This is a genomic window from Pseudomonas persica (assembly GCF_900291015.1).
GTDB lineage: Bacteria > Pseudomonadota > Gammaproteobacteria > Pseudomonadales > Pseudomonadaceae > Aquipseudomonas.
The window spans coordinates 1-25631 of record NZ_OLKL01000008.1; the positions used below are offsets into that span (position 1 = coordinate 1).

26 protein-coding genes and 4 tRNA genes are annotated in these 25631 nt (G+C 57.7%); all 30 read left to right on the forward strand.

All coding sequences use genetic code 11. The features are described 5' to 3' along the window. Positions 1 to 325 precede the first annotated feature (325 nt). The 30 genes from birA (at position 326) to rpmC (ending at position 25631) form a co-directional block, all read left to right on the forward strand. Entirely contained in the window at positions 326 to 1285 is a 960-nt protein-coding gene (gene birA / locus FQ664_RS02635; protein WP_144170317.1) for a bifunctional biotin--[acetyl-CoA-carboxylase] ligase/biotin operon repressor BirA, read from the forward strand. Beyond that, on the forward strand, positions 1275 to 2024 hold the full coding sequence (locus tag FQ664_RS02640) for a pantothenate kinase (RefSeq protein WP_144170318.1): 750 nt from the start codon (positions 1275 to 1277) through the stop codon (positions 2022 to 2024). The genes birA and FQ664_RS02640 overlap by 11 nt, the downstream gene beginning before the upstream one ends. Positions 2025 to 2031: 7 nt before the next feature. Next, a complete protein-coding gene (locus FQ664_RS02645) occupies positions 2032 to 2457 on the forward strand; it encodes a hypothetical protein (RefSeq protein ID WP_144170319.1) in 426 nt (141 codons plus the stop codon). 153 nt (positions 2458 to 2610) lie between these two features. Beyond that, positions 2611 to 2694 (forward strand) — tRNA-Tyr (locus FQ664_RS02650). A gap of 24 nt (positions 2695 to 2718) precedes the next feature. After that, positions 2719 to 2792 (forward strand) — tRNA-Gly (locus FQ664_RS02655). Between the two features lie 29 nt (positions 2793 to 2821). After that, positions 2822 to 2897, forward strand: a tRNA-Thr gene (locus FQ664_RS02660). A gap of 78 nt (positions 2898 to 2975) precedes the next feature. Next, on the forward strand, positions 2976 to 4169 hold the full coding sequence (gene tuf, locus FQ664_RS02665) for an elongation factor Tu (protein WP_013970626.1): 1194 nt from the start codon (positions 2976 to 2978) through the stop codon (positions 4167 to 4169). Positions 4170 to 4223: 54 nt separating this feature from the next. Next, positions 4224 to 4299 (forward strand) — tRNA-Trp (locus tag FQ664_RS02670). A gap of 44 nt (positions 4300 to 4343) precedes the next feature. Then, positions 4344 to 4712, forward strand: a complete 369-nt coding sequence (secE, locus tag FQ664_RS02675) for a preprotein translocase subunit SecE (protein ID WP_003257081.1) — start codon at positions 4344 to 4346, stop codon at positions 4710 to 4712. A 9-nt stretch (positions 4713 to 4721) separates the two neighbouring features. Then, positions 4722 to 5255 (forward strand): transcription termination/antitermination protein NusG, encoded by a 534-nt coding sequence (gene nusG / locus FQ664_RS02680; protein ID WP_003255501.1) that lies wholly within the window; start codon positions 4722 to 4724, stop codon positions 5253 to 5255. A 119-nt stretch (positions 5256 to 5374) separates the two neighbouring features. After that, positions 5375 to 5806 carry a 50S ribosomal protein L11 gene (gene rplK, locus FQ664_RS02685; RefSeq protein ID WP_144170320.1) on the forward strand — a complete coding sequence of 144 codons (432 nt, stop codon included), beginning with the start codon at positions 5375 to 5377 and terminating at the stop codon, positions 5804 to 5806. Next, positions 5806 to 6501, forward strand: coding sequence for a 50S ribosomal protein L1 (gene rplA / locus FQ664_RS02690; RefSeq protein ID WP_085626170.1), 696 nt, complete (start codon positions 5806 to 5808; stop codon positions 6499 to 6501). The genes rplK and rplA overlap by 1 nt, the downstream gene beginning before the upstream one ends. 197 nt (positions 6502 to 6698) lie before the next feature. Continuing rightward, positions 6699 to 7199 (forward strand): 50S ribosomal protein L10, encoded by a 501-nt coding sequence (gene rplJ / locus FQ664_RS02695; RefSeq protein ID WP_016715872.1) that lies wholly within the window; start codon positions 6699 to 6701, stop codon positions 7197 to 7199. 77 nt (positions 7200 to 7276) lie between these two features. After that, entirely contained in the window at positions 7277 to 7642 is a 366-nt protein-coding gene (gene rplL, locus FQ664_RS02700) for a 50S ribosomal protein L7/L12 (RefSeq protein ID WP_003255496.1), read from the forward strand. Between the two features lie 220 nt (positions 7643 to 7862). Beyond that, positions 7863 to 11936, forward strand: coding sequence for a DNA-directed RNA polymerase subunit beta (rpoB, locus tag FQ664_RS02705; RefSeq protein WP_144170321.1), 4074 nt, complete (start codon positions 7863 to 7865; stop codon positions 11934 to 11936). A gap of 64 nt (positions 11937 to 12000) precedes the next feature. Then, on the forward strand, positions 12001 to 16200 hold the full coding sequence (gene rpoC, locus FQ664_RS02710) for a DNA-directed RNA polymerase subunit beta' (protein ID WP_144170322.1): 4200 nt from the start codon (positions 12001 to 12003) through the stop codon (positions 16198 to 16200). Positions 16201 to 16411: 211 nt separating this feature from the next. Continuing rightward, entirely contained in the window at positions 16412 to 16783 is a 372-nt protein-coding gene (rpsL, locus tag FQ664_RS02715; protein WP_003255492.1) for a 30S ribosomal protein S12, read from the forward strand. A gap of 106 nt (positions 16784 to 16889) precedes the next feature. After that, on the forward strand, positions 16890 to 17360 hold the full coding sequence (gene rpsG, locus FQ664_RS02720; RefSeq protein ID WP_003246741.1) for a 30S ribosomal protein S7: 471 nt from the start codon (positions 16890 to 16892) through the stop codon (positions 17358 to 17360). Positions 17361 to 17390: 30 nt separating this feature from the next. Further along, positions 17391 to 19538: an elongation factor G gene (fusA, locus tag FQ664_RS02725; RefSeq protein ID WP_144170323.1), complete on the forward strand. Its 2148-nt coding sequence runs from the start codon at positions 17391 to 17393 to the stop codon at positions 19536 to 19538. 27 nt (positions 19539 to 19565) lie between these two features. Then, positions 19566 to 20759, forward strand: coding sequence for an elongation factor Tu (gene tuf / locus FQ664_RS02730; protein WP_013970626.1), 1194 nt, complete (start codon positions 19566 to 19568; stop codon positions 20757 to 20759). Positions 20760 to 20900: 141 nt separating this feature from the next. Next, the gene (gene rpsJ, locus FQ664_RS02735; protein ID WP_003186070.1) at positions 20901 to 21212 is read left to right on the forward strand and encodes a 30S ribosomal protein S10; all 312 of its coding nucleotides are present in this window, start codon (positions 20901 to 20903) and stop codon (positions 21210 to 21212) included. Between the two features lie 80 nt (positions 21213 to 21292). Further along, positions 21293 to 21928 carry a 50S ribosomal protein L3 gene (gene rplC / locus FQ664_RS02740; protein ID WP_003255486.1) on the forward strand — a complete coding sequence of 212 codons (636 nt, stop codon included), beginning with the start codon at positions 21293 to 21295 and terminating at the stop codon, positions 21926 to 21928. Between the two features lie 12 nt (positions 21929 to 21940). Next, a complete protein-coding gene (rplD, locus tag FQ664_RS02745; RefSeq protein ID WP_008089819.1) occupies positions 21941 to 22543 on the forward strand; it encodes a 50S ribosomal protein L4 in 603 nt (200 codons plus the stop codon). After that, complete coding sequence (gene rplW, locus FQ664_RS02750; RefSeq protein ID WP_003255484.1) at positions 22540 to 22839, forward strand: 50S ribosomal protein L23; 300 nt, start codon at positions 22540 to 22542, stop codon at positions 22837 to 22839. Before rplD ends, rplW begins: the two co-directional genes overlap by 4 nt. Positions 22840 to 22853: 14 nt before the next feature. Then, entirely contained in the window at positions 22854 to 23678 is an 825-nt protein-coding gene (gene rplB, locus FQ664_RS02755; RefSeq protein WP_003255483.1) for a 50S ribosomal protein L2, read from the forward strand. Positions 23679 to 23694: 16 nt separating this feature from the next. Further along, positions 23695 to 23970 carry a 30S ribosomal protein S19 gene (gene rpsS / locus FQ664_RS02760; protein WP_003255482.1) on the forward strand — a complete coding sequence of 92 codons (276 nt, stop codon included), beginning with the start codon at positions 23695 to 23697 and terminating at the stop codon, positions 23968 to 23970. Positions 23971 to 23981: 11 nt separating this feature from the next. Continuing rightward, a complete protein-coding gene (gene rplV, locus FQ664_RS02765; protein ID WP_003103908.1) occupies positions 23982 to 24314 on the forward strand; it encodes a 50S ribosomal protein L22 in 333 nt (110 codons plus the stop codon). A 13-nt stretch (positions 24315 to 24327) separates the two neighbouring features. Further along, positions 24328 to 25014 (forward strand): 30S ribosomal protein S3, encoded by a 687-nt coding sequence (rpsC, locus tag FQ664_RS02770; protein ID WP_003255481.1) that lies wholly within the window; start codon positions 24328 to 24330, stop codon positions 25012 to 25014. Positions 25015 to 25026: 12 nt separating this feature from the next. Beyond that, complete coding sequence (gene rplP / locus FQ664_RS02775; protein WP_003255479.1) at positions 25027 to 25440, forward strand: 50S ribosomal protein L16; 414 nt, start codon at positions 25027 to 25029, stop codon at positions 25438 to 25440. Then, complete coding sequence (gene rpmC / locus FQ664_RS02780) at positions 25440 to 25631, forward strand: 50S ribosomal protein L29 (RefSeq protein WP_002555481.1); 192 nt, start codon at positions 25440 to 25442, stop codon at positions 25629 to 25631. The genes rplP and rpmC overlap by 1 nt, the downstream gene beginning before the upstream one ends.

Genomic DNA, 25631 nt, shown 5'->3' on the forward strand with positions numbered 1-25631 from the left:
TCGCCGATGGTAGTGTGGGGTTTCCCCATGTGAGAGTAGGTCATCGTCAAGATTCATTTCGCAAAACCCCTATCTGCGCAGGCAGATAGGGGTTTTGTCTTTGTGGCGAAAAATTTCCCGCCTCACCAGCCCCCCCTGTGGGAGCGGGTTCACCCGCGAACATCGGCGCAGCCGGTGCCATCCACCGCGTCGCCTGCTTCGCGGCTAAAGCCGCTCCCACGGGGATCCCGACGCAAGGGTATTCGCCCCCGTTGGCGGGCCCTTTTCCTATGCAAGCCAACAGCCCATAGCTATCATGCCTGCCTTATTTCAAGTCGAGACTGGCATGCTGAAGTTGTTGAATCTCCTCAAGGATGGCCGGTTCCATTCCGGAGAAGCTCTGGGGGCAGCCCTCGGGGTGAGTCGCAGCGCCGTCTGGAAGCAGCTGCAGCACCTGGAGAGCGAACTGAACCTTACCATTCACAAGGTGCGTGGTCGCGGTTATCAGCTGGCGGCACCACTGGCTTTGCTCGATGCACAGGCGATTGCCGGGTTTGCCGAGGGCGAGCAATGGCCCGTTTTCATCCATGAAACCATCGACTCGACCAATGCCGAAGGCCTGCGGCTCGCTGGGGAAGGGCAGGCCGCTCCATTTCTGGTTCTGGCCGAGCGCCAAAGCGCTGGCCGTGGTCGGCGCGGTCGGCAGTGGGTCAGTCCGTTTGCCGAAAACCTCTATTACAGCCTGGTACTCCGTGTGGATGGTGGCATGCGCCAGCTCGAGGGCTTGAGCCTGGTGGTGGGGTTGGCAGTAATGCGTACCCTGCAGGCGTTTGGGGTAAAGGATGTGGGGCTCAAATGGCCCAACGATGTCCTCGTTCGGGGGCAGAAGATCACCGGCATTCTCCTGGAGTTGGTTGGCGACCCGGCAGATGTCTGTCATGTGGTGCTGGGTATCGGCATCAATGTGAACATGCAGGCCAACGATCAGGTCGACCAGATGTGGACCTCGATGCGGCGTGAAGTGGGGGCGGCAATCGACCGTAACCGGCTGGTAGCGTTGCTCAGTCAGCAGTTGCAGCACGAATTGGCGCGGCATCGTCGCTACGGGTTTGCGGCATTCCAGGAAGAATGGGAGCAGGCGCACCTCTGGCAGGGGCGCAAGGTTACTCTGGTTGCAGGTAGTACGCGCATTGATGGCGTGGTTCTTGGCGTCGACGGGCAGGGCGGCTTGCGCCTTGAGGTGGACGGGGTAGAGAAGAGCTTCAGTGGTGGTGAGCTCAGTTTGAGGTTGCGTGATGATTCTTGAGCTCGATTGCGGTAACAGCTTCATCAAGTGGCGGGTAATCCATGTCGCTGATGCAGCGATTGAAAGTGGCGGTATCGTCGACTCCGATCAGGCGCTGGTGGCCGAAGTGGCAACACTGGCTTCGGTGCGTCTTACCGGCTGCCGCATTGTCAGTGTGCGCAGCGAGGAGGAGACCGCTGCGCTTTGCGCGATGATTGCCCAGGCGTTTGCCGTGCAGGCGCGCGTGGCGCACCCGGCCCAGGAGATGGCGGGTGTGCGTAATGGCTATGACGATTACCAGCGTCTGGGCATGGACCGTTGGTTGGCGGCGCTGGGAGCATTTCACCTGGCCAAGGGTGCTTGCCTGGTCATCGATCTGGGGACCGCTGCAAAAGCGGATTTCGTTGCGGCGGACGGCGAGCACCTGGGAGGCTACATCTGCCCGGGTATGCCATTGATGCGTAGTCAGTTGCGTACGCACACTCGGCGTATCCGTTATGACGATGCCTCCGCCGAGCGGGCATTGGCCAGCCTGGCACCAGGCCGCTCGACTGTCGAGGCGGTCGAGCGTGGTTGTGTGTTGATGCTCCAGGGTTTTGCGCGTACTCAGCTCGAGCAGGCGCGTGCCTTGTGGGGAGACGATTTCACGGTATTCCTCACTGGTGGCGATGCGCCGCTGGTAAGGGAGTCCGTGCCGCAGGCGCGTGTCGTGCCGGACCTGGTTTTCGTAGGCCTGGCCATGGCCTGCCCATTGGATTGAGGTGCCTATGCGTTGGTTGTTTCTGCTGTTACTGGTGCTCAATGTCTTCTATTACGTGTGGCACCAGCAGGAAGCCCCGCTGAAGGTCAAGGAAGTCGCGCCCCTGTCGCTGTACAAGGGGAATCAGCAAGAAATCCGCCTGTTGCGTGAAACGGGTGTGTCGACGCCACCCAAGCGCCGGGATGAGTGCCTGGTAGTCGGCGGTGTAATGGGCCAGGGCCAGCTCGATGCATTGCGTCAGCGCCTGTTGAGCCTGGATATTGCCACGCTGCCGGTGGCGGGGCAGCTGCCTGGGGCTGATGGTCGTTGGCTCAAGGTTGCCCCGGAAAGCGAGCGTTTGCTGGACCAGACCGTCCTGGCGACTCTTTCCAACGATTTCAAAGACTTAAAACACAAAATTATTTTCTGCCAGGGTATTGCAACTGGTGAATAGCTTGATAGAATGGCGCCCGCTTCACAGGGAACACCACTCAGGTGGCGGAACTGGAAGCGGTGTCAAAGCAGCTAAGTTTCAGATTTGATTGAAAAAATTTGAAAAAAACGCTTGACACTAGGACGGCAGACAAATAGAATGCCGGCCACATCTGGAGGGATTCCCGAGCGGTCAAAGGGGACGGACTGTAAATCCGTTGCGAGAGCTTCGAAGGTTCGAATCCTTCTCCCTCCACCAGTTTTAGCGAGAGCCGCAAGCTCCGCGGGTATAGTTTAGTGGTAGAACCTCAGCCTTCCAAGCTGATGATGCGGGTTCGATTCCCGCTACCCGCTCCAAGTTTGCTGGATTTTGCACAAAGTGTTTCGCTCTTGTAGCTCAGTTGGTAGAGCACACCCTTGGTAAGGGTGAGGTCAGCGGTTCAAGTCCGCTCAAGAGCTCCATATAAACAAGGCAGATATGAAAATATCTGCCTTTGTTTTATCAGCGCAAGACTATTTCTTCTGCGGAGGATTGTATCGATGGCTAAGGAAAAGTTTGATCGTTCCCTTCCCCACGTTAACGTCGGCACTATCGGCCACGTTGACCACGGTAAGACCACTCTGACCGCAGCTCTGACTCGCGTCTGCTCCGAAGTATTCGGTTCGGCAGTCGTTGAGTTCGACAAGATCGACTCGGCTCCGGAAGAAAAAGCGCGCGGTATCACCATCAACACCGCTCACGTCGAGTACAACTCGAACATTCGTCACTACGCTCACGTTGACTGCCCAGGTCACGCTGACTACGTGAAGAACATGATCACCGGTGCTGCCCAGATGGACGGCGCGATCCTGGTTTGCTCGGCCGCCGATGGTCCGATGCCACAAACCCGTGAGCACATCCTGCTGTCCCGTCAGGTAGGCGTTCCGTACATCGTGGTCTTCCTGAACAAGGCTGACCTGGTAGACGACGCTGAGCTGCTGGAACTGGTCGAGATGGAAGTTCGCGACCTGCTGTCCACCTATGACTTCCCAGGCGACGACACCCCGATCATCATCGGTTCGGCTCGTATGGCGCTGGAAGGCAAAGACGACAACGAAATGGGTACTACCGCTGTCAAGAAGCTGGTAGAAACTCTGGATGCCTACATCCCTGAGCCAGTTCGTGCCGTTGACCAGCCGTTCCTGATGCCGATCGAAGACGTATTCTCGATCTCGGGTCGTGGTACCGTTGTTACCGGTCGTATCGAGCGTGGTATCGTCCGCGTTCAGGATCCGCTGGAAATCGTTGGTCTGCGTGACACCACCACCACCACCTGCACCGGTGTTGAGATGTTCCGCAAGCTGCTGGACGAAGGCCGTGCTGGCGAGAACTGCGGCGTTCTGCTGCGTGGTACCAAGCGTGACGACGTTGAGCGTGGCCAGGTTCTGGTCAAGCCGGGTTCGGTCAAGCCGCACACCAAGTTCACCGCAGAAGTCTACGTTCTGTCGAAGGAAGAAGGCGGTCGTCACACTCCGTTCTTCAAAGGCTATCGTCCTCAGTTCTACTTCCGTACCACTGACGTGACCGGTAACTGCGAGCTGCCGGAAGGCGTTGAAATGGTAATGCCAGGTGACAACATTCAGATGACTGTTACCCTGATCAAGACCATCGCAATGGAAGACGGTCTGCGCTTCGCTATCCGTGAAGGCGGTCGTACCGTCGGCGCCGGCGTCGTAGCAAAAATTATTGAATAAGTAGTTGATTTACTTGATCAGGCCGGTATAATGGCCGGCCTGATACAGCGTTACAGGTCAGTAGCTCAATTGGCAGAGCGACGGTCTCCAAAACCGTAGGTTGGGGGTTCGATTCCCTCCTGACCTGCCATTTCACTTCGGTGTGATGGCTTTCTTCTCACAGGATCCTCCTCGATGACTCCCAAAACTGAAGCCCAAGAATCGCGTTTTGATCTGTTCAAGTGGCTGGCTGTAGTGGCTTTGGTGGTTGTTGGTGTAGTGGGTAACCAGTATTACTCCGCCTCCCCGATCCTGTATCGCGTCCTCGCACTTCTCGTCCTGGCTGCTGTTGCAGGCTTTGTAGCCCTGCAGACTGCGAAGGGCAAGTCGTTCTTTGCGCTGGCGAAGGAAGCTCGTACCGAAATTCGTAAAGTCGTGTGGCCGACCCGCCAGGAAACCACCCAGACCACGCTGATTGTCGTGGCTGTCGTGCTGGTTATGGCACTGCTGCTGTGGGGTCTTGATTCCCTGCTCGGCTGGGCGGTCTCCTTGATCGTTGGCTAAAGGTGTCCCGTGGCTAAGCGTTGGTATGTTGTGCATGCTTACTCGGGTTACGAGAAGCATGTAATGCGCTCCCTGATTGAGCGCGTCAAGCTGGCTGGCATGGAAGACGGTTTCGGCGAGATCCTGGTCCCGACCGAAGAAGTCGTCGAAATGCGCAATGGCCAGAAGCGCAAGAGTGAGCGTAAGTTCTTCCCTGGCTATGTACTGGTCCAGATGGAGATGAACGAAGGGACTTGGCACTTGGTCAAGGACACCCCTCGTGTGATGGGCTTTATTGGTGGCACTGCAGACAAGCCTGCGCCGATCACCGATAAAGAGGCTGAGGCCATCCTGCGTCGCGTTGCCGACGGTAGCGACAAGCCTAAGCCGAAGACGCTGTTCGAGCCGGGTGAAGTGGTTCGAGTCATTGATGGTCCGTTCGCTGACTTCAATGGTAGTGTCGAAGAAGTTAACTACGAAAAGAGTCGCTTGCAGGTCGCAGTACTCATTTTCGGTCGCTCTACTCCGGTGGAGCTCGAGTTCAGCCAGGTCGAAAAGGTCTAGGCGGACGAAGCATCCCATACCCCGCAGCCCTGTGTGCCGCGGGGTTTTGTCGTCACTGGGATAAAACGCAAGTCATCCGGGGAGCCATCAGGCGTTCGTACCCGATTTTGGAGTAGCTCATGGCTAAGAAGATTCAGGCTTACATCAAGCTGCAAGTTAAGGCCGGCCAGGCCAACCCAAGCCCACCCGTTGGTCCAGCACTGGGTCAACACGGTGTGAACATCATGGAGTTCTGCAAGGCCTTCAACGCCCGTACCCAGGGTCAAGAAGCCGGTCTGCCGACTCCTGTGATCATCACTGTCTACAGCGACCGTAGCTTCACCTTCGAGACCAAGAGCACCCCTGCCTCGGTTCTGCTGAAGAAAGCTGCTGGCCTGGCCAGTGGTTCGGCTCGTCCGAACACCGTTAAAGTCGGTACCGTTACCCGTGCTCAGCTGGAAGACATCGCGAAAGCCAAACAGGCTGACCTGACTGCCGCTGACCTGGACGCTGCTGTACGCACCATCGCTGGCTCTGCCCGCAGCATGGGCCTGAACGTGGAGGGTGTGTAATGGCTAAGCTGACCAAACGCCAAAAGGCAATCGCCGAGAAAATCGAAGCAGGCAAGGCCTACAACTTCGAAGAAGCGGCCACTCTGCTGGCCTCGCTGCCGGCTGCCAAGTTCGTCGAGTCCTACGACATCGCCGTTAACCTCGGTGTTGACCCGCGTAAATCCGACCAGGTCGTACGTAGCGCTACTGTGCTGCCACACGGCACTGGCAAGACCGTTCGCGTTGCCGTCTTCACCCAGGGCCCAGCTGCTGAAGCCGCTCTGGCTGCCGGCGCTGACCGCGTAGGTATGGACGATCTGGCTGCCGAAATGAAAGGCGGCGACCTGAACTATGACGTCGTCATCGCATCGCCTGATGCCATGCGCGTTGTAGGTCAGCTGGGTCAGGTTCTGGGTCCTCGTGGCCTGATGCCTAACCCGAAAGTTGGTACCGTGACCCCAGACGTAGCCGGCGCCGTCAAGAACGCCAAGGCTGGTCAGGTTCGCTACCGTACCGACAAGAACGGTATTATCCACACCTCCGTTGGCAAGATCGGCTTTGAAGCCGGCAAGCTGAAGGAAAACGTTGAAGCCCTGATCGCTGACCTGAAGCGTATCAAGCCAGCTTCTTCGAAAGGTATCTACGTCAAGCGCGTTACCCTGAGCACCACCATGGGCCCAGGTCTGGTCATCGATCAGAGCTCGCTGAACGTGTAAGAACTTGGTGGCGCGACCTGTCGCGCCACCAGCAAAAATTGGGGTCCCTGCCTGGCGGGGGCTATCCAAGACCGTAGGCGGCGCAAGCCTTAAAACTCCAGCCCACGCAGATGGTGCTCCCGATTCGTTACCGAATCAGACACCAAAACGACATCAGGCTTCGGCCAGATGAAACGGTAAAAACCAGGAGTAAACCCGTGGCAATTAAACTCGAAGACAAGAAGGCCATCGTCGCTGAAGTCAACGAGGCTGCCAAAGTCGCTCTGTCCGCTGTCGTGGCTGATGCCCGTGGTGTGACTGTAAGCGCAATGACCGGACTCCGTAAAGAGGCCCGCGAAGCTGGCGTATACGTACGTGTAGTGCGTAACACCCTGCTCAAGCGCGCTGTTGAAGGCACCGAATTTTCGATCCTCAACGACGCGTTCAAAGGCCCGACCCTGATTGCTTTCTCCAACGAACACCCGGGCGCTGCTGCTCGTCTGTTCAAGGAGTTCGCCAAGGGTCAGGACAAGTTCGAGATCAAGGCAGCTGCGTTTGACGGCAATTTCATTGCAGCGAACCAGATCGACGTGTTGGCTACCCTGCCGACCCGCGACGAAGCTATCGCAAAACTGATGAGCGTTATCCAAGGCGCCACCAGCAAGCTGGCTCGTACTCTGGCAGCCATTCGCGACCAGAAAGAAGCTACCGCCGCCTAAGGCGCGCGAACTCTTTCAAAATCATACGTTTAATTTGATGGCTGCGTAGGCTGTCACCCCAATACAGGATTTAAGTCATGTCTCTGACTAACGAACAAATCATCGAAGCAATCGGCCAGAAAACCGTTCTGGAAGTTGTTGAGCTGATCAAAGCTATGGAAGAAACCTTCGGCGTTACCGCTGCTGTTGCCGCTGCTGGCCCAGCTGCTGCTGCTGCCGTTGTTGAAGAGCAGACCGAGTTCAACGTTGTTCTGGTTGAAGCCGGCGACAAGAAAGTGAACGTGATCAAAGCCGTTCGCGAACTGACCGGTCTGGGCCTGAAAGAAGCCAAAGAGAAAGTCGATGGCGCTCCTCAGGTTGTAGCTGAAGGCGTTTCGAAAGAAGCCGCTGAAGACGCTAAGAAGAAGCTGGAAGAAGCAGGCGCTAAAGTCGAGCTGAAGTAATCTCGACCTTGCGATGCCAGCCTGAGCGTTGAGCAAAAGGCTGATGGCTGGTGGCTTATGCCACCGGCCTTTTTCCGTTATTGGTGGCCGGTCAGGCCGGCCCCGATAACAAGCTGCAAGACACCCATGTGGGTGGCGCAAACCAAGGGGTTTGCACGATTTTCTGGCTGCTCCCGCCGGGAGAAGCCAAACAAGCAGGTGACCAAGCTGGGGAACGCTGATGGCTTACTCATACACTGAGAAAAAACGTATCCGCAAGGACTTTAGCAAGTTGCCGGACGTCATGGATGTGCCTTACCTCCTGGCCATCCAGCTGGATTCGTATCGCGAATTCCTGCAAGCGGGAGCATCCAAGGATCACTTCCGCGACGTCGGCCTGCACGCGGCCTTCAAATCGGTATTCCCGATCATCAGCTACTCCGGCAATGCTGCCCTGGAGTACGTAGGCTATCGCCTGGGCGAGCCCGCCTTCGATGTGAAGGAATGTGTCCTGCGTGGCGTGACCTTCGCGGTCCCACTGCGGGTAAAGGTGCGCCTGATCATCTTCGACAAGGAATCGTCGAACAAAGCGATCAAGGACATCAAAGAGCAAGAAGTCTACATGGGTGAAATCCCCCTGATGACTGAGAACGGTACCTTCGTTATCAACGGTACCGAGCGTGTTATCGTTTCCCAGCTGCACCGTTCGCCTGGTGTGTTCTTCGACCACGATCGTGGCAAGACCCACAGCTCCGGCAAGCTGCTGTACTCCGCTCGCATCATCCCTTACCGCGGTTCCTGGCTGGACTTCGAGTTCGACCCGAAGGACTGCGTGTTCGTGCGTATCGACCGTCGCCGCAAACTGCCGGCCTCGGTGCTGCTGCGCGCCTTGGGTTATAGCACTGAAGAAGTGCTGAATACCTTCTACACCACCAACGTCTTCCACATTTCCGGCGAAAAACTCAGCCTGGAACTGGTGCCGCAGCGTCTGCGTGGTGAAGTTGCAGTCATGGACATCCATGACGAAACCGGCAAGGTCATCGTTGAGCAAGGCCGCCGTATCACCGCGCGCCACATCAACCAGATCGAGAAAGCTGGCGTCAAGCAGTTGGACGTTCCGATGGAGTACGTCCTGGGCCGCACTACCGCCAAGGCGATCGTGCACCCGGCGACTGGCGAGATCCTGGCCGAGTGCAACACCGAGCTGACCACCGATCTGCTGATCAAGATCGCCAAGGCTCAGGTTGTCCGTATCGAGACCCTGTACACCAACGACATCGATTGCGGTCCGTTCATCTCCGACACGCTGAAGATCGACACCACCAGCAACCAGCTGGAAGCCCTGGTCGAGATCTACCGCATGATGCGTCCTGGCGAGCCGCCAACCAAGGACGCTGCCGAGACCCTGTTCAACAACCTGTTCTTCAGCGCCGAGCGTTACGACCTGTCCGCTGTAGGGCGCATGAAGTTCAACCGTCGTATCGGTCGTACCGAGATCGAAGGTTCGGGCGTGCTGAGCAAGGAAGACATCGTCGAGGTTCTGAAGACCCTGGTCGATATCCGTAACGGCAAAGGCATCGTCGACGACATCGACCACCTGGGTAACCGTCGCGTACGTTGCGTCGGCGAGATGGCCGAAAACCAGTTCCGTGTTGGCCTGGTGCGTGTTGAGCGTGCGGTCAAGGAACGCCTGTCGATGGCGGAAAGCGAAGGCCTGATGCCGCAGGACCTGATCAACGCCAAGCCGGTTGCGGCGGCGGTGAAAGAGTTCTTCGGTTCCAGCCAGCTGTCCCAGTTCATGGACCAGAACAACCCGCTCTCCGAGATCACCCACAAGCGCCGCGTCTCTGCACTCGGCCCGGGCGGTCTGACCCGTGAGCGTGCCGGCTTCGAAGTCCGTGACGTACACCCGACCCACTACGGCCGTGTGTGCCCGATCGAGACCCCTGAAGGTCCGAACATCGGTCTGATCAACTCCTTGGCAGCCTATGCCCGCACCAACCAGTACGGCTTCCTGGAAAGCCCGTACCGCGTGGTGAAGGAAGGCGTGGTCAGCGACGACATCGTGTTCCTGTCGGCCATTGAAGAAGCGGATCACGTTATCGCCCAGGCTTCGGCCGCGATGAACGAGAAGAAGCAGCTGATCGATGAGCTGGTAGCTGTTCGTCACCTGAACGAATTCACCGTCAAGGCGCCGGAAGACGTCACCCTGATGGACGTTTCGCCGAAGCAGGTTGTTTCCGTCGCTGCGTCGCTGATTCCGTTCCTCGAGCACGACGACGCCAACCGAGCATTGATGGGTTCGAACATGCAGCGTCAGGCTGTACCGACCCTGCGCGCCGACAAGCCGCTGGTAGGTACCGGCATGGAGCGCAACGTTGCCCGCGACTCCGGTGTTTGCGTGGTTGCTCGCCGCGGTGGTGTGATCGATTCGGTCGACGCCAGCCGTATCGTTGTTCGCGTTGCCGACGACGAAGTGGAAACCGGCGAAGCAGGTGTGGATATCTACAACCTGACCAAGTACACCCGTTCGAACCAGAACACCTGCATCAACCAGCGTCCGCTGGTGAGCAAGGGTGACAAGGTTCAGCGTGGCGACATCATGGCCGACGGCCCGTCCACCGACATGGGTGAACTGGCTCTGGGTCAGAACATGCGCATCGCGTTCATGGCCTGGAACGGTTTCAACTTCGAAGACTCCATCTGCCTGTCCGAGCGTGTGGTCCAGGAAGACCGCTTCACCACCATCCACATCCAGGAACTGACCTGTGTGGCGCGTGACACCAAGCTTGGCCCAGAGGAAATCACTGCGGACATCCCGAACGTGGGTGAGGCCGCACTGAACAAGCTGGACGAAGCCGGTATCGTCTACGTGGGTGCCGAAGTCGGCGCTGGCGACATCCTGGTCGGCAAGGTAACGCCAAAAGGCGAAACCCAGCTGACTCCGGAAGAAAAACTGCTGCGCGCAATCTTCGGTGAGAAGGCCAGCGACGTTAAGGACACCTCCCTGCGCGTGCCAACCGGCACCAAGGGTACCGTCATCGATGTACAGGTCTTCACCCGTGATGGCGTCGAGCGCGACAGCCGCGCCCTGGCCATCGAGAAGATGCAGCTGGACGAGATCCGCAAGGACCTCAACGAAGAGTTCCGCATCGTCGAAGGTGCAACCTTCGAGCGTCTGCGTTCTGCCCTGAACGGCCAGGTGGTCGACGGTGGCGCGGGCCTGAAGAAAGGCACCGTGATCACTGACGAAGTGCTGGACGGTCTGGAGCACGGCCAGTGGTTCAAACTGCGCATGGCTGAAGATGCACTGAACGAGCAGCTGGAAAAGGCTCAGCAGTACATCGTTGACCGTCGCCGTCTGCTGGACGACAAGTTCGAAGACAAGAAGCGCAAGCTGCAGCAGGGCGATGACCTGGCACCGGGCGTACTGAAGATCGTCAAGGTTTACCTGGCAATCCGCCGTCGCATCCAGCCGGGTGACAAGATGGCCGGTCGTCACGGTAACAAGGGTGTTGTCTCGGTAATCATGCCGGTCGAAGACATGCCACACGACGCCAACGGTACTCCGGTCGATGTCGTACTGAACCCGCTGGGTGTACCTTCGCGTATGAACGTCGGTCAGATCCTCGAAACCCACCTGGGCCTGGCGGCCAAGGGTCTGGGCGAGAAGATCGACCGCATGATCGAAGAGCAGCGCAAGGCCGCTGAACTGCGGGTGTTCCTGACCGAGGTCTATAACGAGATCGGCGGTCGTCAGGAAAACCTCGACGAGTTCACCGACGAAGAGATCCTGGCCCTGGCCCACAACCTGAAGAAGGGCGTGCCAATGGCTACCCCGGTCTTCGACGGTGCCAAGGAGCGCGAGATCAAGGCCATGCTGAAGCTGGCCGACCTGCCAGAGAGCGGCCAGATGGTGCTGTTCGATGGCCGTACCGGCAACAAGTTCGAGCGTCCTGTGACCGTTGGTTACATGTACATGCTCAAGCTGAACCACTTGGTGGACGACAAGATGCACGCGCGTTCCACTGGTTCCTATAGCCTGGTTACCCAGCAGCCGTTGGGTGGTAAGGCGCAGTTCGGTGGTCAGCGTTTCGGGGAGATGGAAGTGTGGGCGCTGGAAGCATACGGCGCGGCATACACCCTGCAAGAAATGCTCACAGTGAAGTCGGACGACGTGAACGGCCGTACCAAGATGTACAAGAACATCGTGGATGGCGATCACCGTATGGAGCCGGGCATGCCCGAGTCCTTCAACGTGTTGATCAAAGAGATCCGTTCGCTCGGTATCGATATCGATCTGGAAACCGAATAACACGTGACGCGAAGGGGAGTGGGGCAGGTAATGCCCGCTCCCTGCTCCGCCAGGAGGAAAGGCCTTGAAAGACCTACTGAATTTGCTGAAAAACCAGGGTCAAGTCGAAGAGTTCGACGCCATCCGCATCGGTCTGGCGTCGCCTGAAATGATCCGTTCGTGGTCGTTCGGTGAAGTTAAGAAGCCGGAAACCATCAACTACCGTACGTTCAAGCCTGAGCGTGACGGCCTGTTCTGCGCCAAGATCTTTGGCCCAGTCAAGGACTACGAGTGCCTGTGCGGCAAGTACAAGCGCCTCAAGCACCGTGGCGTGATCTGCGAGAAGTGCGGCGTTGAAGTTGCCCTGGCAAAAGTTCGTCGTGAGCGCATGGCGCACATCGAACTGGCCTCGCCGGTTGCCCACATCTGGTTCCTGAAATCGCTGCCGTCCCGTATCGGCCTGCTGATGGACATGACCCTGCGTGACATCGAGCGCGTGCTCTACTTCGAGAGCTACGTTGTTATCGATCCGGGCATGACCACCCTGGAAAAGGGCCAGCTGCTGAACGACGAGCAGTACTTCGAAGCGCTGGAAGAGTTCGGTGACGACTTCGACGCCCGCATGGGTGCCGAGGCTGTCCGCGAACTGCTGCACGCTATCGACCTGGAGCACGAGATCGGTCGCCTGCGCGAAGAGATTCCGCAGACCAACTCGGAAACCAAGATCAAGAAGCTGTCCAAGCGTCTGAAACTGATGGAAGCGTTCCAGGGCTCGGGCAACCTGCCTGAGTGGATGGTCCTGACTGTCCTGCCAGTGCTGCCGCCGGACCTGCGTCCGCTGGTTCCGCTGGATGGTGGCCGCTTCGCGACCTCCGACCTGAACGATCTGTACCGTCGGGTGATCAACCGTAACAACCGTCTGAAGCGCCTGCTGGATCTGTCGGCGCCGGACATCATCGTGCGCAACGAAAAGCGCATGCTGCAGGAAGCGGTCGACGCCCTGCTGGATAACGGCCGTCGCGGTCGCGCCATCACCGGCTCGAACAAGCGTCCGCTGAAGTCCCTGGCCGACATGATCAAGGGTAAGCAAGGTCGCTTCCGTCAGAACCTGCTCGGTAAGCGCGTGGACTACTCCGGCCGTTCGGTAATTACCGTAGGCCCGACTCTGCGTCTGCACCAGTGCGGTCTGCCGAAGAAGATGGCCCTCGAGCTGTTCAAGCCGTTCATTTTCGGCAAGCTGGAAATGCGTGGTCTGGCGACCACCATCAAGGCTGCCAAAAAGATGGTCGAGCGTGAGCTGCCAGAGGTGTGGGACGTGCTCGCCGAGGTGATCCGCGAACACCCCGTGCTGCTCAACCGCGCACCGACCCTGCACCGTCTGGGTATCCAAGCCTTTGAACCGGTTCTGATCGAAGGTAAGGCTATCCAGCTGCACCCGCTGGTCTGTGCCGCGTACAACGCCGACTTCGACGGTGACCAGATGGCCGTTCACGTGCCGCTGACCCTGGAAGCCCAGCTCGAAGCGCGCGCGCTGATGATGTCGACCAACAACATCCTGTCGCCAGCCAACGGTGAGCCAATCATCGTTCCGTCGCAGGACGTGGTCCTGGGTCTGTACTACATGACCCGAGAAGCCATCAACGCCAAGGGCGAAGGTCGCGTGTTCGCCGACCTGCAGGAAGTCGACCGCGTATTCCGCGCCGGCGAGGCTGCCCTGCACGCGAAAATCAAGGTTCGTATCAACGAAACCGTGAAAGAGCGTGACGGTTCCGTGGTCAAGAACACCCGCATCGTCGACACCACCGTCGGCCGTGCGCTGCTGTTCCAGGTTGTACCGGCAGGCCTGCCATACGACGTGGTCAACCAGCCGATGAAGAAGAAGGCGATCTCCAAGCTGATCAACCAGTGCTACCGCGTGGTTGGTCTGAAAGAGACCGTTATCTTCGCTGACCAGCTGATGTACACCGGTTTCGCTTACTCGACCATTTCCGGCGTTTCCATCGGTGTTAACGACTTCGTTATCCCGGACGAGAAAGCCCGCATCATCGGTACCGCTACCGACGAAGTGAAGGAAATCGAGAGCCAGTACGCCTCCGGCCTGGTAACCCAGGGCGAGAAGTACAACAAGGTCATCGACTTGTGGTCGAAGGCGAACGACGAAGTGTCCAAGGCGATGATGGCCAACCTCTCGAAAGAGAAGGTCATCGACCGCGAAGGCAAGGAAGTCGAGCAAGAGTCCTTCAACTCGATGTACATGATGGCTGACTCCGGTGCACGGGGTTCCGCAGCCCAGATCCGTCAGCTGGCCGGTATGCGTGGCCTGATGGCCAAGCCGGACGGCTCCATCATCGAGACGCCGATCACTGCGAACTTCCGTGAAGGTCTGAGCGTTCTGCAGTACTTCATTTCGACCCACGGTGCTCGTAAGGGTCTGGCGGATACCGCACTGAAGACTGCTAACTCCGGTTACCTGACTCGTCGTCTGGTAGACGTTGCCCAGGATCTGGTGGTTACCGAGATCGACTGCGGCACCGACCACGGCCTGCTGATGACTCCGCACATCGAAGGTGGCGACGTTGTAGAGCCGCTGGGTGAGCGTGTACTGGGTCGTGTCATCGCCCGTGACGTGTTCAAGCCAGGCACCGAGGACGTCATCGTTCCGGCCGGTACCCTGGTGGACGAAAAGTGGGTCGAGTTCATCGAGCTGAACAGCATCGACGAAGTGGTCGTGCGTTCGCCGATCAACTGCGAAACCCGCTACGGCATCTGCGCCAAGTGCTACGGTCGCGACCTGGCTCGCGGTCACCAGGTGAACATCGGTGAAGCTGTCGGCGTTATCGCTGCACAGTCGATCGGTGAGCCAGGTACCCAGCTGACCATGCGTACGTTCCACATCGGTGGTGCTGCAAGCCGTACCTCGGCTGCCGACAGCGTCCAGGTGAAGAACGGCGGTATGGTGCGTCTGCACAACCTGAAGCAGGTCGAGCGTGCCGATGGCAACCTGGTTGCCGTATCGCGTTCGGGCGAGCTGGCCATTGCCGACGAATTCGGTCGTGAGCGTGAGCGCTACAAGCTGCCTTACGGTGCGGTGATTTCGGTCAAGGAAGGTGACAAGGTTGAAGCTGGCGCCATCGTCGCCAAGTGGGACCCGCACACCCACCCGATCGTTACCGAGCTGAAAGGTACCGTGACCTTCGTGGGCATGGAAGAAAACATCACCATCAAGCGTCAGACCGACGAATTGACCGGTTTGACCAACATTGAAGTCCTGGACGTCAAGGATCGCCCTGCCGCTGGTAAGGAAATCCGTCCGGCGATCAAGATGGTCGACGCTTCTGGCAAGGACCTGTACCTGCCAGGTACCGACGTACCTGCCCAGTACTTCCTGCCAGCCAACGCCCTCGTCGGCGTGGCTGACGGTGCCCAGATCGGTGTTGGTGACGTTATCGCGCGTATCCCGCAGGAAACGTCGAAGACCCGTGACATCACCGGTGGTCTGCCGCGCGTTGCCGACCTGTTCGAAGCGCGCCGTCCGAAAGAAGCCTCGATTCTGGCTGAAGTCAGCGGCACCATCGCGTTCGGTAAGGAGACCAAGGGCAAGCGTCGTCTGGTCATCACCCCGACCGACGGTAGCGATCCGTACGAAGAGCTGATTCCGAAGTGGCGCCACCTGAACGTCTTCGAAGGCGAACAGGTAAACCGCGGCGAAGTTATCTCCGACGGCCCGAGCGATCCGCACGACATCCTGCGTCTGCTGGGTGTGAGCGCGCTGGCGAAGTACATCGTCAACGAGATCCAGGACGTTTACCGTCTGCAAGGCGTTAAGATCAACGACAAGCACATCGAGACCATCCTGCGTCAGATGCTGCGCAAGGTCGAGATCTCCGAGTCGGGAGATTCCAGCTTCATCAAGGGCGACCAGATGGAACTGACCCAGGTACTGGTAGAGAACGAGCGTCTCGCCGCCGAGGACAAGTTCGTCTCCAAGTTCACCCGTGTGCTGCTGGGTATCACCAAGGCCTCGCTGTCGACCGAATCGTTCATCTCCGCGGCTTCCTTCCAGGAAACCACCCGCGTACTGACCGAAGCGGCGGTAACCGGCAAGCGCGACTACCTGCGCGGCCTGAAAGAGAACGTGGTCGTGGGTCGTCTGATCCCGGCTGGTACCGGTCTGGCCTACCACAGCGAGCGCAAGCGTCGCCGTGATGCCGACAAACCGCTGCGTGTAAGCGCCAGTGAGGTGGAAGCCGCACTGACCGAAGCGCTGAATTCCAGCGGTAACTAAGTACAGGGCAGGGCCCCGGCTAGCCTCGAACGGGCATCGGTGACATGAAATGTTGCCGATGATCGGGCGGGGAGAGCCGGGGCCTCGTCTTGACTGGGTGCAAGATCCTCTTTAGACTTTTGTACCCTTAAATTTGGTGAGGCTCCGTCTCGCCAATTTTTGGCTTTCTTGCAAGACAATAGAGTCGCAAGACAATCAGTGGAGCTAGTAGATGGCAACTATCAACCAGCTGGTACGTCAGCCGCGTAAGCGTTCGGTCGAGAAGTCCGACGTTCCTGCGCTGCAGAACTGCCCGCAGCGTCGTGGCGTGTGCACCCGTGTGTACACCACCACGCCGAAAAAACCTAACTCGGCACTGCGTAAAGTATGCCGTGTGCGTCTGACCAACGGTTTCGAGGTTTCCTCGTACATCGGCGGTGAAGGCCACAACCTGCAAGAGCACAGCGTCGTCCTGATCCGTGGCGGCCGTGTAAAAGACTTGCCAGGTGTTCGTTACCACACCGTTCGCGGCTCTCTGGATACTTCGGGCGTTAAAGGCCGTAACCAGGGTCGTTCGAAGTACGGTACCAAGCGTCCGAAGTAATCGGTCGTTTGCACATATCCATTTTTTTGAGTCGATAAGAGTAAGGTCGGGCAGGGGTCGAAGACCCGCGTCCCGGGCTAACCTGAAGACCGTTTGAGGGCTTATCATGCCAAGACGTCGTGTAGCAGCAAAACGTGAGATCCTTGACGATCCGAAGTACGGATCCCAGATCCTCGCCAAGTTCATGAACCACGTGATGGAAAGCGGCAAGAAGGCCGTAGCCGAGCGCATCGTTTACGGTGCCCTGGATACCGTCAAAGCACGCAAGAACAGCGACCCCCTGGAAATCTTCGAGAAAGCTCTCGACGCCATCGCTCCGCTGGTCGAAGTTAAGTCCCGCCGTGTCGGCGGTGCCACTTACCAGGTTCCGGTTGAAGTTCGTCCATCCCGTCGTAACGCTCTGGCAATGCGCTGGCTCGTAGACTACGCCCGCAAGCGTGGCGAGAAGTCGATGGCCCTGCGCCTGGCCGGCGAACTGCTGGATGCTGCTGAAGGCAAGGGTGCTGCAGTCAAGAAGCGTGAAGACGTGCACCGTATGGCCGAAGCCAACAAAGCGTTCTCGCACTACCGCTTCTAATTCAAGCATCAATCATTTTGCGAGGGCTTTATGGCTCGTACTACAGCAATTAACCGCTACCGTAACATCGGTATCTGTGCCCACGTTGACGCGGGCAAGACTACCACTACCGAGCGGATCCTGTTCTACACAGGTCTGAGCCACAAGATGGGCGAGGTGCACGACGGCGCCGCGACTACCGACTGGATGGTGCAGGAGCAGGAGCGCGGTATCACCATTACCTCCGCTGCCGTTACCACCTTCTGGAAAGGTTCCCGTGGTCAGTACGACAACTACCGCGTAAACGTCATCGATACCCCCGGCCACGTTGACTTCACCATTGAAGTAGAGCGTTCGCTGCGTGTACTCGACGGCGCGGTCGTTGTGTTCTGCGGTACCTCCGGCGTTGAGCCGCAGTCCGAAACCGTATGGCGTCAGGCCAACAAGTACGGCGTTCCACGTGTTGTCTACGTGAACAAGATGGACCGTGCTGGTGCCAACTTCCTGCGCGTTGTCGGCCAGATCAAGAACCGCCTGGGTCACACCCCGGTTCCGGTCCAGCTGGCTATCGGTGCAGAAGATGACTTCCAGGGTCAGGTCGACCTGATCAAGATGAAAGCCATCTACTGGAACGAAGACGACAAAGGCACTACCTACCGCGAAGAAGAAATTCCTGCGGATATGGTCGAGCTGGCTAACGAATGGCGCAACAACATGGTTGAAGCCGCCGCCGAAGCCAACGAAGAGCTGATGAACAAGTACCTTGAAGAAGGTGAGCTGACCGTCGAAGAAATCAAGGCAGGCCTGCGCGCGCGCACCCTGGCCAGCGAGATCGTTCCGGCTGTCTGCGGTTCGTCGTTCAAGAACAAGGGCGTTCCCCTGGTTCTCGACGCCGTTATCGACTTCCTGCCTGCTCCGACCGAAATTCCTGCGATCAAGGGTATCCACCCTGATCTGGCCGAAGTGCCGAAGGATGAAGTCAAGCCTGAGCAGTACGACGAGCGTCACGCAGACGACGCTGAGCCGTTCTCGGCCTTGGCGTTCAAGATCGCTACCGACCCGTTCGTTGGTACTCTGACCTTCGTCCGCGTTTACTCGGGCTTCCTGACCTCCGGTGACTCCGTCATCAACTCGGTCAAGGGCAAGAAAGAGCGCGTTGGTCGTATGGTGCAGATGCACGCCAACCAGCGTGAAGAAATCAAGGAAGTACGTGCAGGCGACATCGCTGCTCTGATCGGCATGAAGGACGTCACCACCGGTGACACCCTGTGCAACGCCGACAAGCCGATCATCCTCGAGCGTATGGACTTCCCGGAGCCTGTGATTTCGCTCTCCGTAGAGCCGAAAACCAAGGCTGACCAGGAAAAGATGGGTATCGCACTGGGCAAGCTGGCCCAGGAAGACCCGTCGTTCCGCGTCAAGACCGATGAAGAAACCGGTCAGACCATCATCTCCGGTATGGGTGAGCTGCACCTGGACATCCTCGTTGACCGCATGAAGCGCGAATTCAACGTCGAGGCCAACATCGGCAAGCCGCAGGTTTCGTACCGCGAGAAGATCACCAAGTCCAACGTCGAGATCGAAGGCAAATTCGTTCGTCAGTCGGGCGGCCGTGGTCAGTTCGGTCACTGCTGGATCCGTTTCTCGGAGCCGGATCAGGACGAAAAGGGCAACATCACCGAAGGTCTGGTGTTCGCCAACGAAGTCGTTGGTGGTGTAATTCCTAAGGAATACATCCCTGCGATCCAGAAGGGTATCGAAGAGCAGATGAAGAACGGCGTTGTAGCCGGCTATCCTCTGATTGGCCTGAAGGCCGCGGTATTCGACGGTTCGTACCACGACGTCGACTCCAACGAAATGGCGTTCAAGATCGCTGCTTCGATGGCAACCAAGCAACTGGCCCAGAAGGGCGGTGGCGTGGTTCTCGAGCCGATCATGAAGGTCGAAGTTGTAACCCCGGAAGACTACCTGGGTGACGTGATGGGTGACCTGAACCGTCGTCGTGGTCTGGTCCAGGGTATGGATGAGTCGGTCTCTGGCCGTGTCGTCCGCGCTGAAGTTCCGCTCGGAGAGATGTTCGGTTACGCAACCGACGTTCGTTCCATGTCTCAGGGTCGCGCAAGCTACTCCATGGAATTCTCCAAATACGCCGAAGCTCCGTCGAACATCGTCGAAGCACTCGTTAAAAAACAAGGCTAATCCCCTTTAGGCAAGAGGTTCACTGTCGTGGCTAAAGAAAAATTTGATCGTTCCCTTCCCCACGTTAACGTCGGCACCATCGGCCACGTTGACCACGGTAAGACCACTCTGACCGCAGCTCTGACTCGCGTCTGCTCCGAAGTATTCGGTTCGGCAGTCGTTGAGTTCGACAAGATCGACTCGGCTCCGGAAGAAAAAGCGCGCGGTATCACCATCAACACCGCTCACGTCGAGTACAACTCGAACATTCGTCACTACGCTCACGTTGACTGCCCAGGTCACGCTGACTACGTGAAGAACATGATCACCGGTGCTGCCCAGATGGACGGCGCGATCCTGGTTTGCTCGGCCGCCGATGGTCCGATGCCACAAACCCGTGAGCACATCCTGCTGTCCCGTCAGGTAGGCGTTCCGTACATCGTGGTCTTCCTGAACAAGGCTGACCTGGTAGACGATGCTGAGCTGCTGGAACTGGTCGAGATGGAAGTTCGCGACCTGCTGTCCACCTATGACTTCCCAGGCGACGACACCCCGATCATCATCGGTTCGGCTCGTATGGCGCTGGAAGGCAAAGACGACAACGAAATGGGTACTACCGCTGTCAAGAAGCTGGTAGAAACTCTGGATGCCTACATCCCTGAGCCAGTTCGTGCCGTTGACCAGCCGTTCCTGATGCCGATCGAAGACGTATTCTCGATCTCGGGTCGTGGTACCGTTGTTACCGGTCGTATCGAGCGTGGTATCGTCCGCGTTCAGGATCCGCTGGAAATCGTTGGTCTGCGTGACACCACCACCACCACCTGCACCGGTGTTGAGATGTTCCGCAAGCTGCTGGACGAAGGCCGTGCTGGTGAGAACTGCGGCGTTCTGCTGCGTGGTACCAAGCGTGACGACGTTGAGCGTGGCCAGGTTCTGGTCAAGCCGGGTTCGGTCAAGCCGCACACCAAGTTCACCGCAGAAGTCTACGTTCTGTCGAAGGAAGAAGGCGGTCGTCACACTCCGTTCTTCAAAGGCTACCGTCCTCAGTTCTACTTCCGTACCACTGACGTGACCGGTAACTGCGAACTGCCGGAAGGCGTTGAAATGGTAATGCCAGGTGACAACATTCAGATGACTGTTACCCTGATCAAGACCATCGCAATGGAAGACGGTCTGCGCTTCGCTATCCGTGAAGGCGGTCGTACCGTCGGCGCCGGCGTCGTAGCCAAAATCATCGAGTAATCACTCGACCGATTGAAAAAACCCCCGCTCAGCGGGGGTTTTTTTTATTGGGTTGACACTAAATGGGGGCGTCTATAGAATCACGCCTCCTTTTAGCGGGCGTAGTGCGTCCGTTGGGAACAGCCTGGAGTCTGAAATCCAATGCAAAATCAGCAAATCCGTATCAGGTTGAAGGCTTTCGACCATCGCCTGATCGACCAATCCACCCAGGAAATCGTGGAAACCGCGAAACGTACTGGTGCACAAGTGCGTGGTCCAATTCCACTGCCTACCCGCAAAGAGCGTTTCACCGTTCTGGTCTCCCCGCACGTCAACAAAGACGCGCGTGACCAGTACGAGATTCGCACTCATAAGCGTGTTCTGGACATCGTCCAGCCAACGGATAAAACCGTTGACGCGCTGATGAAGCTTGATCTGGCGGCAGGTGTGGAAGTACAGATCAGCCTCGGCTAAGACTTCGGTCTAGTCGTGTAACGCTCTGAAATGGGCGGCCATAGCGGGTGAAAGCCCCGTACACTCATGAGGTTTACAACATGACTATTGGTGTAATCGGTCGCAAGTGCGGTATGACCCGCATTTTCACCGAAGAAGGTGTCTCCATTCCGGTCACGGTCATTGAGATCGAACCGAATCGCGTCACCCAGTTCAAAACTGAAGAAACCGATGGCTACCGTGCAGTGCAAGTCACTGTCGGCGAGCGTCGTGCTTCGCGTGTGACTGCCGCTCAGGCAGGCCACTTCGCCAAGGCCAACGTTGCCGCTGGTCGCGGTGTCTGGGAGTTCCGTCTTGAAGAAGGCGATTTCCAGGCTGGCGATCTGATCAAAGCTGAACTCTTCACTGCAGGCCAGCTGGTTGACGTTACTGGTCAGTCCAAAGGTAAAGGCTTCGCCGGTACCATCAAGCGCTGGAACTTCCGTGGTCAGGACAACACCCACGGTAACTCCGTGTCGCACCGTGTTCCTGGTTCCATCGGCCAGTGCCAGACTCCTGGTCGTGTGTTCAAGGGCAAGAAAATGTCCGGTCACATGGGCGCCGAGCGCGTGACTGTTCAGTCCCTGGAAGTAGTTCGCGTAGACGCTGAACGCAACCTGCTGCTGATCAAGGGTGCCGTACCTGGCGCTACTGGCGGCGACGTGGTTGTTCGTCCAGCTGTCAAGGCTCGCGGTTAAGGGGAAACTGACATGCAACTTAATGTAAATGACGCTCAGGCGATCGAAGTTTCCGAACTGACTTTCGGTGGCGAATTCAACGAGACGCTGGTACACCAAGCAGTCGTGGCCTACATGGCCGGCGGCCGTCAGGGCACCAAGCAGCAGAAGACCCGTTCCGACGTGGCTGGTGGCGGTAAGCGCCCATGGCGTCAGAAGGGTACTGGCCGTGCTCGTGCTGGTACCACTCGTGGTCCGATCTGGCGTGGCGGTGGTGTAACCTTCGCAGCTCGCCCTCAAGATCACTCGCAGAAGCTCAACAAGAAGATGTATCGCGCAGCCCTGCGCTCCATCCTCGCTGAGCTGGTGCGTAGCGACCGTCTGGTCGTGGTTCAGGACTTCGCTGTTGAAGCACCGAAAACCAAAGATCTGCTGAACAAGCTGAACGGCATGGGTCTGAACGACGTACTGATCGTTTCCGACGCTGTTGATCAGAACCTGTACCTGGCTGCTCGCAACCTGCCGCACGTCGACGTACGTGACGTACAAGGTTCCGACCCGGTCAGTCTGATCGCATACGAGAAAGTGTTGATCACTGTCTCGGCCGTGAAGAAATTCGAGGAGCTGCTGGGATGAACCAGGAACGCGTATTCAAAGTCCTCCTTGGCCCGCACGTTTCCGAGAAGGCTACCGTTCTGGCTGAGAAAAAAGGCCAGTTCGTATTCAAGGTTGCTACCGATGCAACCAAGCTGGAAATCAAGAAAGCTGTCGAAGGCCTGTTCAACGTAAAAGTTGAAAACGTGTCGACTGTTAACGTTCTGGGTAAAACCAAGCGTACCGCACGTGGTCTGGGCAAGCGTAATGACTGGAAGAAGGCGATCGTCTCCCTTCAGCCAGGCCAAGATCTCGATTTCAGCAGCAGTGCTGAGTAAGGAAGGGGTGCATCATGGCAATCGTTAAATGCAAACCGACTTCCCCTGGCCGCCGTTTCGTGGTCAAGGTGGTCAACAAGGAGCTGCACAAAGGCGCTCCTCACGCACCGCTGATCGAGAAAAAATCGAAGTCTGGTGGTCGTAACAACAATGGCCGTATTACCACTCGTCACGTTGGTGGTGGTCATAAGCAGCATTACCGTCTGGTCGACTTCCGTCGCAACGACAAAGATGGCATTCCAGCCACTGTCGAGCGTATCGAATACGACCCGAACCGTACTGCTCACATCGCCCTGCTGTGCTATGCAGACGGTGAGCGTCGCTACATCATCGCCCCTAAAGGCGTGAGCGCTGGCGACCAGCTGATCGCAGGTGCCCTGGCCCCAATCAAGGCCGGTAACTCCCTGCAGCTGCGTAACATTCCAGTGGGTAGCACCATTCACGGCATCGAACTGAAGCCGGGTAAAGGTGCTCAGATCGCACGTTCCGCTGGTGCTTCGGCTCAGCTGATCGCTCGCGAAGGTGTCTACGTGACCCTGCGTCTGCGCTCTGGTGAAATGCGTAAAGTCCTGGCTGAGTGCCGTGCGACCCTGGGTGAAGTCTCGAACTCCGAGCACAGCCTGCGTTCGCTGGGTAAAGCTGGTGCCAAACGCTGGCGCGGCGTTCGCCCAACCGTTCGTGGTGTTGCCATGAACCCGGTTGACCACCCACACGGTGGTGGTGAAGGTCGTACCTCCGGTGGTCGTCATCCGGTATCGCCATGGGGCTTCCCAACCAAGGGTGCTAAAACCCGTGGTAATAAGCGTACCGACAACATGATCGTCCGTCGTCGCAAGTAACTAGAGGGATACGACAGTGCCACGTTCTCTGAAAAAAGGTCCTTTTATCGATCTTCACCTGCTGAAGAAGGTCGAAGTGGCGGTGGAGAAGAACGATCGCAAGCCAGTTAAAACCTGGTCGCGTCGCTCGATGATCCTGCCACAAATGGTCGGTCTGACCATCGCGGTTCACAACGGTCGCCAGCATGTTCCAGTTCTCGTGAACGAAGACATGGTCGGCCACAAACTGGGCGAGTTCGCCGGTACCCGCACCTATCGCGGGCACGTGGCTGACAAGAAAGCCAAGCGTTAAGGGGTAAGGAAATGGAAGTAGCCGCTAAGTTGTCGGGCGCTCGCATCTCCGCCCAGAAAGCCCGCTTGGTCGCCGACCAGATCCGCGGGAAGAAGGTGGGCGAAGCGCTCAACCTGTTGGCCTTCAGCAGCAAAAAAGCCGCTGAAATCATGAAGAAAGTCCTCGAGTCGGCCGTAGCCAACGCCGAACACAACGAAGGCGCAGACGTTGATGACCTGAAGGTCTCCACCGTCTTCGTCAACGAAGGGCGTTCGCTGAAGCGCATCATGCCACGTGCCAAAGGCCGTGCTGATCGCATCGTCAAGCGGTCTTGCCATATCACTGTCAAGGTTGCGGACAAGTAACGGAGTCGATCAGATGGGTCAGAAAGTACATCCCACTGGCATTCGCCTGGGAATCGTCAAGGAGCACACCTCCGTCTGGTACGCAGACGGTGCTACTTACGCAGATTACCTGTTGAAGGATCTGAAAACGCGTGAGTACCTCCAAGACAAACTAAAAAGCGCGTCCGTAAGCCGTATCGATATTCATCGTCCGGCTCAAACTGCACGCATCACCATCCACACCGCTCGTCCAGGTATCGTTATCGGGAAGAAAGGTGAAGATGTCGAGAAGCTGCGTCAGGACCTGACCAAGCAGATGGGTGTGCCTGTGCACATCAACATCGAAGAGATCCGCAAGCCGGAACTCGACGCTATGCTGGTTGCGCAGAGCGTAGCTCAGCAGCTGGAGCGCCGCGTAATGTTCCGTCGCGCCATGAAGCGCGCCGTACAGAACGCCATGCGTATTGGTGCCAAGGGCATCAAGATCCAGGTGAGCGGTCGTCTCGGCGGTGCTGAGATTGCTCGTACCGAGTGGTATCGCGAAGGTCGTGTGCCTCTGCACACCCTGCGTGCCGATATCGACTACAACACCTACGAAGCTCACACCACTTACGGTGTGATCGGTGTGAAGGTTTGGATCTTCAAAGGCGAAGTTATTGGTGGTCGCCAAGAAGAACTGAAACCACAAGCACCAGCGCCTCGTAAAAAAGCTGCTAAGTAAGGGGTACGCCAAATGTTGCAACCAAAGCGTACAAAATTCCGCAAGCAGATGACTGGCCACAACCGTGGTCTGGCACTGCGCGGTAGCAAAGTCAGCTTCGGCGAATTCGCCCTGAAAGCTGTTGCTCGCGGTCGCCTCACCGCTCGCCAGATCGAGTCCGCACGTCGTGCGCTGACCCGTCACGTTAAGCGTGGCGGTAAGATCTGGATCCGTGTGTTCCCGGACAAGCCGATCTCCAAGAAGCCTCTCGAGGTTCGTATGGGTAAAGGTAAAGGCTCCGTGGAATACTGGGTTGCCCAGATCCAGCCAGGCAAAGTCCTGTACGAGATCGAGGGTGTTTCTGAAGAGCTGGCGCGCGAAGCTTTCGCCCTGGCTGCTGCAAAGCTGCCTCTCGCCACCTCCTTTGTTAAGCGGACGGTGATGTGATGAAAGCGAATGAACTTCGTGAAAAATCGGCACAGCAACTGAACGAGCAACTGCTCGGCTTGCTGCGCGACCAGTTCAATCTGCGCATGCAGAAAGCAACTGGCCAGTTGGGGCAGTCGCACCTGCTCTCGCAAGTTAAGCGTGACATCGCTCGCGTGAAAACTGTGCTCAACCAGCAGGCAGGTAAGTGA

Bases quoted from the DNA above. Each gene is read 5' to 3' on its own strand.
- rplL (WP_003255496.1), top strand. From the start codon at position 7,277: ATGTCTCTGACTAACGAACAAATCATCGAAGCAATCGGCCAGAAAACC.
- rplP (WP_003255479.1), top strand. From the start codon at position 25,027: ATGTTGCAACCAAAGCGTACAAAATTCCGCAAGCAGATGACTGGCCAC.
- rpsJ (WP_003186070.1), top strand. From the start codon at position 20,901: ATGCAAAATCAGCAAATCCGTATCAGGTTGAAGGCTTTCGACCATCGC.
- fusA (WP_144170323.1), top strand. From the start codon at position 17,391: ATGGCTCGTACTACAGCAATTAACCGCTACCGTAACATCGGTATCTGT.
- rplK (WP_144170320.1), top strand. From the start codon at position 5,375: ATGGCTAAGAAGATTCAGGCTTACATCAAGCTGCAAGTTAAGGCCGGC.
- rpsL (WP_003255492.1), top strand. From the start codon at position 16,412: ATGGCAACTATCAACCAGCTGGTACGTCAGCCGCGTAAGCGTTCGGTC.
- rplC (WP_003255486.1), top strand. From the start codon at position 21,293: ATGACTATTGGTGTAATCGGTCGCAAGTGCGGTATGACCCGCATTTTC.
- rpmC (WP_002555481.1), top strand. From the start codon at position 25,440: ATGAAAGCGAATGAACTTCGTGAAAAATCGGCACAGCAACTGAACGAG.
- rplA (WP_085626170.1), top strand. From the start codon at position 5,806: ATGGCTAAGCTGACCAAACGCCAAAAGGCAATCGCCGAGAAAATCGAA.
- rplV (WP_003103908.1), top strand. From the start codon at position 23,982: ATGGAAGTAGCCGCTAAGTTGTCGGGCGCTCGCATCTCCGCCCAGAAA.
- birA (WP_144170317.1), top strand. From the start codon at position 326: ATGCTGAAGTTGTTGAATCTCCTCAAGGATGGCCGGTTCCATTCCGGA.
- tuf (WP_013970626.1), top strand. From the start codon at position 2,976: ATGGCTAAGGAAAAGTTTGATCGTTCCCTTCCCCACGTTAACGTCGGC.
- rplB (WP_003255483.1), top strand. From the start codon at position 22,854: ATGGCAATCGTTAAATGCAAACCGACTTCCCCTGGCCGCCGTTTCGTG.
- FQ664_RS02645 (WP_144170319.1), top strand. From the start codon at position 2,032: ATGCGTTGGTTGTTTCTGCTGTTACTGGTGCTCAATGTCTTCTATTAC.
- rpsC (WP_003255481.1), top strand. From the start codon at position 24,328: ATGGGTCAGAAAGTACATCCCACTGGCATTCGCCTGGGAATCGTCAAG.
- secE (WP_003257081.1), top strand. From the start codon at position 4,344: ATGACTCCCAAAACTGAAGCCCAAGAATCGCGTTTTGATCTGTTCAAG.
- FQ664_RS02640 (WP_144170318.1), top strand. From the start codon at position 1,275: ATGATTCTTGAGCTCGATTGCGGTAACAGCTTCATCAAGTGGCGGGTA.
- rpoB (WP_144170321.1), top strand. From the start codon at position 7,863: ATGGCTTACTCATACACTGAGAAAAAACGTATCCGCAAGGACTTTAGC.
- rpsG (WP_003246741.1), top strand. From the start codon at position 16,890: ATGCCAAGACGTCGTGTAGCAGCAAAACGTGAGATCCTTGACGATCCG.
- rplW (WP_003255484.1), top strand. From the start codon at position 22,540: ATGAACCAGGAACGCGTATTCAAAGTCCTCCTTGGCCCGCACGTTTCC.
- rplD (WP_008089819.1), top strand. From the start codon at position 21,941: ATGCAACTTAATGTAAATGACGCTCAGGCGATCGAAGTTTCCGAACTG.